Below are 12,975 nucleotides of genomic sequence, written 5' to 3'. Positions count from 1 at the left end.
ATTGCATTGGTTACCAATCAAATACAATTATGAGCAATCTAGAGGCAAGTTACAATTTTATTTTGAATAAACTAATAGAATTTTCAGGAACTGAAAATTTCTATTTTAAACCAGTGAAACCAAAATTATCTGATATAGAGCTGATAAGCTTAATTATTTTAGCAGAATTTAAATCTATCGATTCTGAGTACCAGCTTTTTAGAGAGATAAAAGGTTGGGCTATTGAATCTAAAATTGAAAGGAGTGTTTACAACAGAAGAAAACGAAAACTCTTCCCTTTTCTTGAAGAAATTAGGTGCAAAATGGTGAAAAAGTTCAATGATTTTGAAAACTATTTCTTGGTGGACAGCATGCCTTTAGAAGTGTGTAAATTATCCCGCTCTTCCAGAAGCAAAATCTGTAAAGAAAATAGCTTTTCAATGCCAAATAAAGGTTTTTGTGCTTCTCAAAATCTACACTTTTATGGTTACAAGCTACATGCGATCTGTTCTATTGCTGGTGTGTTCCAAAGTTTTGACTTATCTCCCGCCTCCGTTCACGACATTCATTATTTGAAAGACATAAAACTTCAAATTTCTGATTGCGTGTTACTTGGAGACAGGGGCTATCTTTCTCAAACGGTTCAGCTTGACTTGTTCAATGAGGTAAAAATCCAGTTAGAAACCCCTAAAAGAAAAAATCAAAAAGATTACAAACCTCAGTTCTATCCATTCAGAAAGTGTAGAAAACGTATAGAAACTTTATTCTCGCAGTTGTGTGACCAATTTATGATACGGCGTAATTATGCCAAATCTTTTGAAGGATTCAAAACAAGAATATTGGCAAAAATTACCTCCTTGACTACTATTCAATATCTCAATAAATTTGTCTTTCATAGTAACATTAACAATTTAAAAATTAACCTCATTCGATAATGCACTACGGGTTATTAAAAAATTAAGATTGCAATTTAGGACCAAAACACAAATCTCCCGCATCGCCCAATCCAGGAACGATATAGCCTTTTTCGTCTAATTTATCATCCACAGTGGCACACCACAAATGCGCTTGGGGCAATTCTTCGTTGATTTTCTGAATCCCTTGTGTCGCCGCAATGGCACATAAAATATGCAATTCAGAAGGCTGAGCCAATTCCAGCACGGCATGAATCGCTTCGCACAAAGACGCTCCCGTTGCCAACATAGGATCTACCACAATCAAAGGGCGATTTGTGATATCTGGGCAAGTTACATAATCTTGTTTAATTTCAAACCCCTCGGCGTTGTGTTTGCGATAAGCCGCCACAAAACCACTATCGGCATGGTCAAAATAATTCAAAACACCTTGATACAGAGGCAAACCTGCACGCAAAATGGTCATTACCACGGGCTGAGTTTCAAGCTCCACCGAAGGTTTCACGCCAAGTGGCGTTTTGATTTCGCAAGCTTTGTACTTAAAAGTTTTGCTGATTTCTAATGCACCTACTTCACCGATGCGCTCTAAATTTCTGCGGAAACGCATGCGATCGTTTTGAACTTCCACATTTCTGAGCTCATTTACCCAAGAATTTAAAATAGATTGATTTTCAGATAAGTCGGTGTATTTTAACGAAGTCATAAGCAAGTATATTTGAGCAAAAATACAAAATTTCAAGTTTTTTGGGTAAAAAAATGGAATTTTATGTATTTTTTTGGGTTTCAATTTAGTTAGAAAATTTTGATTCTCCTTAGTTTAAAAATATTAATTCAACCAAAATTTAATCATTGATAAAAAACATTGAAAATCGCATTTTTCAAACCGAAAAGTTTTCGTAGTTTTAACATTTTCATACCTTTGCATTTATGTTTAAAAACGATATTCTACCCGAAGATTTGTGCCAATATATTACCGCTTTTTCGTCTGATGAGCCCCAAATGCTAAAGGAAATTCGCGAAAAAACGGAACAAGAAATGCACCAGCCACACATGATTTCTGGTGTGTTGCAAGGGCGATTGCTTAGTTTTTTGGCTAAAATGATTCAGCCAAAAAGAATTTTGGAAATTGGCACCTACACGGGCTACGCCACACTTTGCTTGGCAGAAGGCTTAGCTCCCGACGGGAAAATCGTAACCCTAGACCGAGATGAGCGTGCGGCAGCATTCTATCGTCCGTTTTTTGCCCAATCGGCTTTTAGTCATCAAATCGAAGCCCATTTGGTAGACGCTATGGATTTTCTTGACCAAAAAGTGGATGAGCCTTGGGATTTGGTATTTCTAGATGCCAACAAAAAAAAATACCGCGAATATATAGAAAAGCTCTTACCACAAATGCGACAAGGCGGCATTATCCTTGCCGATAATGTGCTTTGGAAAAATAAAGTGCTACACGAGATAGATTCTAAAGATAAAATGACGCAATCTTTGCATGATTTTAATATATTTGTAAAAAATGATGAAAGATTGGAAGCTGTGATGTTGCCGATAAGAGATGGTTTAACCTTGATTAGAAAAATATGAATTTCGGGATTTGCAAAGTAAGTATTTCGCCTGTGCGTGCCGAAGCGAGCGACCGTGCCGAAATGGTAACGCAATTGCTTTTTGGCGAAAAGGTTGAAATTTTAAAAACAAAGAAAAATTGGATTAGAATTAAAGCCGATTTTGATGCTTACGAAGGCTGGGTAGATGAGAAACATCTTCAGCCAATTGAAGAAGCCGCATTCTTCGATACCGAAACTCCTTGCTACTACACCACCGAGCCTTTTAATCTTGTTGTGGCAAACAATGAGCCTACCACGCTCCCATTGGGTGCCGAAATCAGAAATATTAGCAACAATACTTTTCAATTGGGCGAAGACACCTACGAATTGTATTGCGAAACCAAACAAGTGGAAGGCTTGATAAGCCGAGACGAATTGGTGATTTTGGCTAAAAACTACATCAATGTCCCCTATTTATGGGGCGGAAAATCCAACTTTGGCGTTGATTGCTCTGGGCTTGTGCAACAGGTGTATAAATTTACCAAAATTCATTTACCTAGAGACGCCAAAGACCAAGCCGAAAAAGGCGAAATGTTGGGCTTTGTAGAAGAAGCTCTGCCTGGAGATTTAGCCTTTTTTGACAATGATGAAGGAAACATTATCCATGTAGGGATTATCATCGATAATCAGCGAATTTTACACGCGCATGGCAAAGTGCGTATCGACCCAATTGACTCCACAGGTATATTTAATACCGATACGCAAAAATACTCGCACAAATTGCGATTTGTAAAAAGAATTTTGCCCGAATAATTTAAATTACCCGGGCAAAATTTTAATCTTCGCAAGTGTTGATTCCATTTACATAATCTTTGATGATTCGCACCGAATCTGCGGTTTCGCTTCCTAAGAACCCTTTAAAATCTTTGGTCGTGATTTGTTTGTTATAATCTTTTAAAAGCTGTTTGGCAAGCGGCATATAGCTCCAGTGCCATTTTTCCATTTCGTAGCCCGTTCTGCCGCCTTTCTTATCGGTAAAAACTTGGCAAAACCCGTATTTTCCTGCATTTTCTTGCATCCATTGGTAGAGTTGCTTTCCTTTTCCGCTTTCAAAATAAGAATTATTCAGCGAATTTAAATCCACATCTGTCCCCCAATGGTGTCGCGAACTCATAGGCATTGAGCTAAAAAGCAAAATCTTTTTGGCGCGTTCTTTCGGTGTTAAATTAGCATTGGCTTTCCATTTTCTTTCCCAAATATTTTTCTGGTGCTGAAAATTTCTCGCCCCCGAAACTATGAGCAAATTAAATCCCGCTTTTTGTGCTGCTTGGTGCATTTTCAAAAAAGCTTCGTAGGTTTCTTTTCTTAAATAAGTTTGCTTATTACAATATTTAGACGGTACCAGAACAAAAGCAGAATCTTTAGCAAAATTAGTTCTCCCGACCAAATAATCTTTATAATTGGTTTGTGGTTTGACAAAAGTAAGCGTATCTTTTGCTTTTTGAACTTCTACAAAATTCTGAATTTCGATGTTTTTTGCAGCATTGTTTGTATCGTTTTTTTGTTGGCATCCCACTTGAGCACTCAATCCAAAAACGAGCAATAGTGGTAGTATATTATTTTTCATTTCTTGACATCACTTAGGTAGCTTAATACATCTGCAAAGTTACTTTTTTCACAATACAAAATCCATATTTCGTACATTTTTCATACATTTATAGAGTTTTTTAATTTTTAGATAATATGAAGTTAAGATATTTCTTGATGTTTCTGTTTACGGGCTCCTTGATTTGGGCTCAGAACAAATACCCAAACGATTGCGTAAACTACATCCAAGTGTGTGGAAATAAAAACATTTCGCTAGATGTTGGAGGTGTGGGTATTCGTCAAGAAATTGACGATCGAAATTTCTGTAACTCCCACGAACATAATTCACTTTGGGTAAAAGTCACTATCAAAAAAAGCGGAAATCTGGGATTTATTCTCCGTCCTGCGTCAAGGGATATAGAGGAAGATTACGATTTTTGGGTGTTTGGTCCCAATCCTACTTGTTATAATTTAGGCGGAATCCTCCGTTGCTCCACAACCAATCCCATGGGAGCAGGCTTATACAACAACTTTACAGGATTAAAACCAAGTGAAAAAGATACTTACGAGGGACCAGCTAATAGAGGCAATTCGTTTGTAAAAGACATTCAAGTAAAAACGGGAGAAAGCTACTTTATTGTTATAGATCGCCCACACGGGAATAGTGCTTTTACACTTGAGTGGACGGGCGATGCTGAGATAGAAAATCCAATGGAAGAAGTTACTCTAAATCTAAATTTAGAAAACATCAGCCTTTGTGATCCTGAAAACGATGGCGTAGAAACTTTTGATTTTGAATCTTTAAACCAAAAAGTAACTACCGACACCACAGGACTGAAATTTTCTTATTATGCCAGCGAATCCGATGCCACGATTAAAAATAATCCATTGAATAAGCATTCCAAAATTAGAAGTGGCAAATATTGGTGCCGTGTGGAGAATATCGCAACGGGCTGTTTTGAATTAGTGAATTTTTTAATTGATTTGGAGGGCGTAAAACTTTCGCCCGCGACCTCCACCTATTGCTTAAATGGGAAAGAATCTGTGAATGTAGATTTAACGAGCTTTTCGCTCAGCAATCAAGAGGGACTAAAATATACCTATTACACAAGGCAAGATGATTTAGATAACCAAAGAAACTCTATCCAAAATCCTGAAAAATTCGTTTTAAAGAAAAATACCAAAATCTATGTACACGCCCAAAAAAGTAGTTGCGAGAACAATAGTTTTATTGAATTAAATGTCCCCGAAAACCCATCGGTGAAAATGCTTGAAGAGCAAGTTTGCCTCAATACACTAGAAGATGGCAAAATTGATTTAACTCTATATGAATCAAAAATTAACAACAGAAAAGTCTCTTTTTCTTTCTTTAGTTCCAAAGAAAATTTAGAGCAAAATAAAAAAATTAACAACCCAAATCAGACACCTATAAATTTAGGTAAAAATGTATTTTTTGTAAAAGTGGAAAACGAACATTGTTCCACCACTACTACTCTCACGATTCTTGCCAATGATGCCCCTAAAATTTCAACCGTTGAACAATCTTTTGAATATTGCCCAGAAGAATTTCCAATTCAAATTTCGGCACAAGATGGTTTTGCTCGCTATGTTTGGGACAATAAAAAAGAAAAACAAACGCTAGAAGTGAGCAAAGCGGGAAAATATAGTGTAAAAATCTACAATGAAAAGGGCTGTTTTACAGAACAATTCTTTACAATTAAACAAAAGAAAGCACCTGAAATTTCTAATATCATTTACGAAAATTATCAAATTAAAATCCTTTCAAACAACACAGAGGAATTGCTCTATCGCATAAATAATGGCAAATGGCAAGAAGAAAATTCGTTCAAGGATTTAGCCCCTGGCGTTTATCAGTTTTATATTAAATTCAAAAATGGGTGCATGTCTGCACCAAAAGAATTTGAGTTTATTAAATTAAACAATGTTATCACAACAATAAAAGATGGCAAAAACGACTATTTTTATGTGCCAAAAATCAATAAGGGAAAGTATAAAAATTTAAAAATCTATAACCGATACGGCAAAGTGATTTATGAAAACCCTCTGAAACAAGCTGTAAAATGGGAAGGTAAAAATCTTCCGCAAGGAGATTATTGGTACATTTTGCAAATCGACGATGCGATCTATAAGGGAAACATCTCTATCATCAATTATAAAAAATAAAAATATGAAAAAAATCATTATATTAGCACTTAGTTTTTTCATGCTTACAGCGTGCAACAACTCTTCTAAAAATCCAACTATGAACACTGTGGAATCAAAGTTTCCGTTTGAGCAAACGCTTGAAACTTTAAAAAATGAAATAAAAGCTAAAGATATGGGCATTATGCAAGTAATTCGCCATGATGAATTAGCTCAAAAAAATGGTTTAGAAATAAACCCAACTGCCGTAATTATTTTCGGGAATCCCAAAGTGGGCACCGCTCTCATGCAAGAATCTCCAGCCATAGCCTATGAATTGCCTTTGCGCTTTCTGGTTTATGAAAAAGACGGAAAAACTTTTGTTTTATATAAATCGCCTAAGGAATACGAAAGTTTAGGCATCAAAGAAAATAAACCAGTGCTAGACAAAATGCAAAATGCTTTGCAATCTATCGCTGAAAAAGTACAATAAACATCTCAACAAACTATGAAATCTATCAATCCATTTACACAAGAAACTATTTACGAACACGCTGAACTTTCTGAGGCTGAAATCATTGAAAAAATCGAATCAGCCAATGTCGCTCAGCCTGCTTGGAACAACATTTCGCTCAAAAAACGCAAAAAAATCTTTAAAAAACTTGCCGAAGTTTTAGAAGAAAATGCCTACGAATGGGGAAGAACCATCAGCGAAGAAATGGGAAAACCCATCACACAATCCATAGCCGAAATCAATAAATGTGCGTGGGTTTGCCGCTACTACGCAAGCAATGCACAAAAACTTTTAAAATCAAAACATACCAAAACCGAAGCTCAAAAATCGTATGTGCGCTACGACCCGCTTGGAGTAATTTTAGGCGTAATGCCTTGGAATTTCCCATTTTGGCAAGTTATCCGTTTTGCTGTGCCTACGCTCATGGCAGGAAACACTGTTTTGCTTAAACATGCAAGCAATGTGATGCAAAGTGCCAAAAATGTGGAAAAAGCATTTGAATTGGCAGGCTTGCCAGAAAACTGCTTTATCAATCTGCCGATTAGTAGCAAGGCGGTAGAAGGCATCATTCGCCACCCAATGGTAAAAGGCGTGAGCCTTACAGGAAGCAAAGCCGCAGGTGCTGCCGTGGCAAAAGTGGCTGGAGAAGAAATCAAGCCGAGTTTGCTCGAGCTAGGTGGCTCCAATGCCTTGGTGGTTTTTGAAGATTGCGATATCAAAGAAGCTGTGAAAACGGTAGTAAATGCGCGTTTTCAAAACACGGGACAAAGTTGCATTGCAGGAAAACGACTTCTAGTCCACGAGAAAATTGCCGAAAAATTCGTTGCTAAATTACAGAAAAAAGTAGAAGAACTCGTTGTGGGCAATCCGCTTGAAGATAAAACATATTTAAGCGTTATGGCTAGAGAAAGTTTAGCCGAAGAGCTTGAAAAACAAATGAATGATTCGGTGGAAATGGGCGCAAAAATCTTGATCGGTGGCACTCGTCACGAAGCCTTTTTTGCCCCGACTATTCTCACCCATGTTACGCCAGAAATGCCTGTTTTTTATGAAGAAACCTTTGGACCACTCTTGGCTTGCACCACTTTTAAAACCGATGACGAGGCGTTAGAATTGGTCAATAATTCAGAATTTGGGTTAGGTGCGAGTATCTTTACCGAAGATAAAAAACGAATAAAACATTTCATTAAAAACATCAAAGACGGTGCTGTTTTCATCAATGAAATGGTAAAAAGCGATCCGCGTTTAGCCTTTGGCGGAACCGGCATTTCGGGTTACGGAAGAGAGCTTGCCGAAAATGGAATTAAAGCATTTGTAAACGAAAAAACCGTTTATATTGCCTAAAAAATATAGTAAAATCCGATTTTTTAATTAAATGATTGATATACAAGATTTAAACAAGTCCTACCAAATGGGCAAAAATAGCCTACATGTACTAAAAGGCATTGATTTACATGTAGATAAAGGCGAATTTGTAGCCATCATGGGTTCGTCTGGCTCGGGAAAATCCACGCTGCTCAATATCATTGGCATGCTTGATGAACACGACACAGGCACCTACGACTTAGATGGAGTGCGCATCGAAAAACTAAGCGAGAAAAAAGCCGCACACTACCGAAACAAGTTTTTGGGCTTTATCTTTCAATCTTATAATTTAATTAATTTTAAAAATGTGGTGGAAAATGTGGCACTCCCACTCTATTACCAAAATATGAGTAGAAAAAAACGCCACGAAATCGCTATGCACTATCTCGACAAAGTGGGCTTGGTGCCTTGGGCTAAACACATGCCCAATGAGCTCTCGGGCGGACAAAAACAGCGTGTTGCCATTGCGCGTGCTTTGGCTGCAAACCCTAAATTGCTCCTTGCCGATGAGCCTACGGGTGCGCTAGATAGTGTAACCTCGCAAGAAGTGATGCGCCTGATTCAGCAGATTAATGATGAGGGCAAAACGATACTTATGGTAACGCACGAAGACGACATTGCACATATGTGCAAGCGGATTGTGCGATTGAAAGACGGTGTGATTATAGAAGACGAAAAGATTAACCAAGTACGTGTGTAATGTTTGATATAGATCGCTGGGCAGAAATCTGGGCTTCGATTCGGAGCAATAAATTAAGGACATTCTTATCGGGTGCTACCATTGCATTGGCATTATTTGTATTTATCACGCTTTTTGGACTAAGTAAAGGTTTGCAGAACGGTTTTGAGGAGCAATTTTTACCACCCAATATGATGACCATCGAAGTTTACACAAACTACACCACCTTGCCCTACAAAGGCAAGCAGCCCAATCGCTACATTCAGCTTAAAAAATCGGATTATCAATTTTTACAAGAATTGCTAAAAGACCGAATAGAAATCGTTTTACCACATATTTCTCAAATGGTATCAGCCAGAAATTTCTCGGAATTTGGAAATTATAACTTAATCGGGACCACATCCAAAGAGAAAAAAGCCAGTGATTTAAAAATCATTTCTGGGCGTTTTCTCGATCCGCTCGACAATCAGTCGATTGAGAAAAATGTCGTAATCGGCAGATTGGTAGAAAAAGATTTATTTAAAAACAAATCTGCCGTGGGCGAAAATATTCAACTTGGAAACACGCTTTACAAAGTGGTAGGCGTGTACTCAAGCGAAGAAGGCGACGACAAAGAACGCTATATTTACCTGCCCATCAACACCTACCATGTGATTTACGGAACGCAAAATATCGATAATTTCACCTTGTATCCTTTGCCAAACTCAAGTTTAGATGAGCTGCACGACATTGCACAAGAGGTGGAAAAAGAATTAAAAATTAAACACAGCGTTTCGCCAGACGACACACGCGGAGTCCGAGCATACGACCCAAAAGATGCACTCGATAGCACCAATATGTTTTTTTATGTTTTTACCATTATCGTTTTGGTCATTGGGATTGGTAGTTTGATTTCGGGCATGGTGAGTATTGCCAATATGATGGTCTTTAGCGTAAAGGAACGCACCAAGGAAATCGGCATCAGAAAAGCCTTGGGTGCTACGCCTTTTAATATCATCAGTCTTATTTTGCAAGAGGCCTTGGCAATCACCTTTTTATTTGGATTTATCGGGATTTTTATGGGTATGCTACTCACCTACTCTGTAAAAGATTCGTTGCAAGATTATATGATTTACAACGCCACAGTAGAGTCTTCACGCATTGTGCTAGCCGCCATAATTTTGCTTATTTCTGGCTTATTGGCAGGTTTTATTCCCGCTAGAAAAGCCGCTAAAATTAAACCTATTGAAGCCTTAAACAGTAACTAAAATGTTGATATTTGAACGAGATACTTGGAGCGAAATTTACCACGCTTTAGAAAAAAACAAGACACGCACGCTGCTCACCATGGTGGGCGTAGCTTGGGGCATGTTGCTTTTTGTGTTTTTGCTTGGTGTGGTCAATGGCTTAAGCAATGGTTTTGACAAGGAGTTGAAAGGCACAAGCACCAATAGCCTTTTTATCTGGACACAGCAAACGAGCGTTCCCTACGACGGATTTGGGCGTGGAAGAACATTCCGTTTTCAGCTGAGTGACATCGATGCTCTAAAAAAGGAATTTAAAGAAATAAAAATCATCACGCCTCGCCAGCGAAACAACGCAAGCGTGGTGCACCAAGCCAAAAATGGGAATTATAGCATTTTTGGAGATTTCCCAGAGCAAAACAAAATCTTTGTCAAAAAGATTTTAAAGGGCAGATACATCACCCAAAAAGATATTGAAAATAATGCCAAAGTTGCCGTGATAAGCGACCGCTTGATCGACGAACTTTATGACAAAGGGAGCAATCCGCTGGGCACCACCCTTCAAATCAACGGGGTAAGTTTCAAAGTTGTGGGCGTATATTCTGGCGACTCCAAAGGCGGGATAGATAGCGGGAGCACCGTTACCATTCCATTTGCCACCTTCAATCAAATCTTTAACCAAGGAAACAATGTGGGCTTAATCGTGATCAATATCGACGACTACGCCGACATCAAAAAAGCAGAAACGCAAATCAAGGATTTTCTAAAAACACGCCACCACATCGCGCCCAACGATACACAGGCACTTGGCTCATTCAATCTGGGCGAAATGTTTGGTAAAATGTTCAGATTTATGCAAGGTTTGGAATTTCTAACAGTCGTCGTGGGCTTTTTCACACTTTTGGCGGGCGTTTTGGCCGTGAGCTCGATTTTGCTCATCACCGTCAAGGAGCGCACACAAGAATTCGGAATCCGCCGAGCCTTGGGCGCACCGCCCTCCCAAATCGTGAGTCAGATTTTGATCGAAAGTAGCGTCATCACCTTTTTCTCGGGGCTTATAGGCATCATCGCAGGCACCGCATTTTTAGCGAGCATAAACACCTATGTCGCCAACTCCGAAGACAACGATATCCCGTTTGTAAATAGCTCTATCGACATCAAAATATTGCTCGGAGCATTTGTATTGGTCTTAGTTATGTCTCTTTTAGCGGGGCTCATTCCCGCCCTACGCGCCATCGCCATAAAGCCCATCGACGCCTTGCGAGAGGAGTAGAAATATACCAAATTCATTTTTTTTGGGCGTGCCCCTACGGGTCGGGCTCTCGCCTTTATCTTTTGCTCGGCACAAAGCCTCGCAAAAAGGATATCGGCTCTATCCCTCACGCGAATAAAAAAATTGTAGCATTGCAGAACAACAACATAATAACGATAATAAACGATATAGAGAGGAAACTTTCTATAAATAAAGAAGTCTTGATAATTTTAAAAATATTATAAAAACTATTTTTATAGCCATCGTCACGATAGCAAAAAGCGAAAAATGGCACGCATTTTGACATGTACTTTGTATAATAATTTTAAAAATAAAAAAATGAATCGAATTAAAAAATTATCATTAGTAGCAGTGGCAGTACTTGCACTTTCTGCGTGTAACAACAAATCACAAAAAAAACAAGTTACAGAAAAACCAACAACCACAGAAACACAAAAAGAAGAAACAGCAACCAATTGGAAAGGCGTTTATACAGGGACCTTACCCTGTGCAGATTGTGAAGGGATAAAAACTACCCTTACACTAAATAATGATAATACTTTCACATTACAAAGTGTATATATGGGCAAAAATAACCAACCTTTTGTAGAAAATGGAAAATACATTTGGGATGAAGCAAACTCTGAAATAAGCATAAACATAGAAGGAGAAGCACCTGTAAAATATAAACTCGAAAACAATACCCTTACACAGCTCAACGCTGATGGACAAAAAAACACCGAAGAGTTAGCCTCTATGTATGTTTTGACCAAAGAGAATTAAAATCTCATTCTATAATGCATCCTAATAATTGTAAGCACGAGCAATATGCTCGTGCTTTTTTGCAATAATCATTCTTAAAAACAGCCCAATTACTTATAAGAATAGAACAATCACCAGTAGGAACCCACAAATCCCTTGTAGGAATACAATAATGTCCTGTAGAAATACAAAAACTATCCGTAGGAATACAAAAATAGCAATCAGGAGTCCATTTATTTAAATAAAAATCAAAAAATGACTTATAAGAATAGAAGAATAATTGTTTTTTTTTGTATATTTGGAGAATGAAAACCAATTAAAATAAATTATTATGAGCAAATTAAAAAATTCCGAACTCCAATATCTTGAAAATTACAGATTACTATTCACCAATCTAGATGAGGTACAAGACTTAAAAACCGAAATGGCAGAATATGGCTACGACGAAGAAAAAATAGCCGAAGGCAAAGCCCTATTCGACAAAACACAACAGCTATATAATCAAAACAAGCAAGAAACTACCGAAGAAAAAGAAGCCTATGCCCAATTTGCCAACGCCTTTAACTCCCTAAAAAAAACCTACAGCAAACACAGAAAAATAGCCAAAGTGGCTTTGATGAAAAGAACAGAACTCTGGAAAAGCCTCGCTATCGATGGCACGCTATCTGCCGCCTATCTCAAGGCATTGGAGGAAATCAAAACCTTTTATGAGCAAGCCCAAAGCCATAGCGAAGCCAAACCTTTGTTAGAAAAATTTAAAATCAATCAAAGCGTAGTAGAAGCCCAAGTGGCACAAATCCAAAAAGTGGAAAGCCTACGCGCCAAATACGAAAAAGAAAAAGGCGAAAACCAAAACGCTACCCAACAGAAAAACAAAGCCTTTACCGAGCTTTCCGATTGGGTGCGAGATTTCTACGCCGTATCCAGAATCGCTTTAGAAGATCGCCCACAGCTACTAGAGAGCGTTGGCAAATTCGTAAGAAGCTAAAACCTTTCACCATTTTAAATTTAAGCGCA

At 38.1% G+C, this 12,975-nt stretch carries 13 protein-coding genes; 11 read left to right on the top strand and 2 right to left on the bottom strand.

Annotated elements, in window-relative coordinates; genetic code table 11:
- The first annotated feature begins 29 nt into the window (after positions 1 to 29).
- A complete protein-coding gene (locus ORNRH_RS10465; protein ID WP_014791059.1) occupies positions 30 to 914 on the top strand; it encodes an IS982 family transposase in 885 nt (294 codons plus the stop codon).
- Positions 915 to 936: 22 nt separating this feature from the next.
- Here the strand turns inward: ORNRH_RS10465 and upp are convergent, their stop codons facing one another.
- Positions 937 to 1,596: a uracil phosphoribosyltransferase gene (upp, locus tag ORNRH_RS10460; protein ID WP_014791816.1), complete on the bottom strand. Its 660-nt coding sequence runs from the start codon at positions 1,594 to 1,596 to the stop codon at positions 937 to 939.
- A gap of 224 nt (positions 1,597 to 1,820) precedes the next feature.
- On the opposite strand from upp, the gene ORNRH_RS10455 reads away from it, so the two are divergent.
- Both ORNRH_RS10455 and ORNRH_RS10450 read left to right on the top strand, forming a co-directional pair.
- On the top strand, positions 1,821 to 2,474 hold the full coding sequence (locus ORNRH_RS10455) for an O-methyltransferase (protein ID WP_014791815.1): 654 nt from the start codon (positions 1,821 to 1,823) through the stop codon (positions 2,472 to 2,474).
- Positions 2,471 to 3,247 (top strand): C40 family peptidase, encoded by a 777-nt coding sequence (locus ORNRH_RS10450; RefSeq protein WP_014791814.1) that lies wholly within the window; start codon positions 2,471 to 2,473, stop codon positions 3,245 to 3,247. The genes ORNRH_RS10455 and ORNRH_RS10450 overlap by 4 nt, the downstream gene beginning before the upstream one ends.
- Before the next feature lie 22 nt (positions 3,248 to 3,269).
- Here the strand turns inward: ORNRH_RS10450 and ORNRH_RS10445 are convergent, their stop codons facing one another.
- Entirely contained in the window at positions 3,270 to 4,061 is a 792-nt protein-coding gene (locus ORNRH_RS10445; protein WP_014791813.1) for a M15 family metallopeptidase, read from the bottom strand.
- A 116-nt stretch (positions 4,062 to 4,177) separates the two neighbouring features.
- On the opposite strand from ORNRH_RS10445, the gene ORNRH_RS10440 reads away from it, so the two are divergent.
- The 8 genes from ORNRH_RS10440 to ORNRH_RS10405 all read left to right on the top strand — a co-directional run bounded on the left by ORNRH_RS10440 (position 4,178) and on the right by ORNRH_RS10405 (position 12,946).
- Positions 4,178 to 6,205 (top strand): T9SS type B sorting domain-containing protein, encoded by a 2,028-nt coding sequence (locus ORNRH_RS10440; protein WP_014791812.1) that lies wholly within the window; start codon positions 4,178 to 4,180, stop codon positions 6,203 to 6,205.
- A gap of 4 nt (positions 6,206 to 6,209) precedes the next feature.
- Positions 6,210 to 6,656 (top strand): DUF302 domain-containing protein, encoded by a 447-nt coding sequence (locus ORNRH_RS10435; RefSeq protein ID WP_014791811.1) that lies wholly within the window; start codon positions 6,210 to 6,212, stop codon positions 6,654 to 6,656.
- Between the two features lie 15 nt (positions 6,657 to 6,671).
- Positions 6,672 to 8,021, top strand: a complete 1,350-nt coding sequence (locus ORNRH_RS10430) for an NAD-dependent succinate-semialdehyde dehydrogenase (RefSeq protein WP_014791810.1) — start codon at positions 6,672 to 6,674, stop codon at positions 8,019 to 8,021.
- A gap of 31 nt (positions 8,022 to 8,052) precedes the next feature.
- Positions 8,053 to 8,742: an ABC transporter ATP-binding protein gene (locus tag ORNRH_RS10425; protein ID WP_014791809.1), complete on the top strand. Its 690-nt coding sequence runs from the start codon at positions 8,053 to 8,055 to the stop codon at positions 8,740 to 8,742.
- Positions 8,742 to 9,968 (top strand): ABC transporter permease, encoded by a 1,227-nt coding sequence (locus ORNRH_RS10420; RefSeq protein ID WP_014791808.1) that lies wholly within the window; start codon positions 8,742 to 8,744, stop codon positions 9,966 to 9,968. The genes ORNRH_RS10425 and ORNRH_RS10420 overlap by 1 nt, the downstream gene beginning before the upstream one ends.
- Position 9,969: 1 nt before the next feature.
- Positions 9,970 to 11,217 carry an ABC transporter permease gene (locus ORNRH_RS10415; RefSeq protein ID WP_014791807.1) on the top strand — a complete coding sequence of 416 codons (1,248 nt, stop codon included), beginning with the start codon at positions 9,970 to 9,972 and terminating at the stop codon, positions 11,215 to 11,217.
- Positions 11,218 to 11,484: 267 nt separating this feature from the next.
- Positions 11,485 to 11,979: a copper resistance protein NlpE gene (locus ORNRH_RS10410; protein WP_243925504.1), complete on the top strand. Its 495-nt coding sequence runs from the start codon at positions 11,485 to 11,487 to the stop codon at positions 11,977 to 11,979.
- Between the two features lie 310 nt (positions 11,980 to 12,289).
- Positions 12,290 to 12,946: a hypothetical protein gene (locus ORNRH_RS10405; protein ID WP_014791805.1), complete on the top strand. Its 657-nt coding sequence runs from the start codon at positions 12,290 to 12,292 to the stop codon at positions 12,944 to 12,946.
- Positions 12,947 to 12,975 lie beyond the last annotated feature (29 nt).

This window comes from Ornithobacterium rhinotracheale DSM 15997 (assembly GCF_000265465.1).
In the GTDB taxonomy this organism is placed as follows: domain Bacteria; phylum Bacteroidota; class Bacteroidia; order Flavobacteriales; family Weeksellaceae; genus Ornithobacterium; species Ornithobacterium rhinotracheale.
The sequence above is the reverse complement of the archived record's forward strand: the minus strand, read 5'-3'. Positions and strand labels throughout refer to the sequence as shown.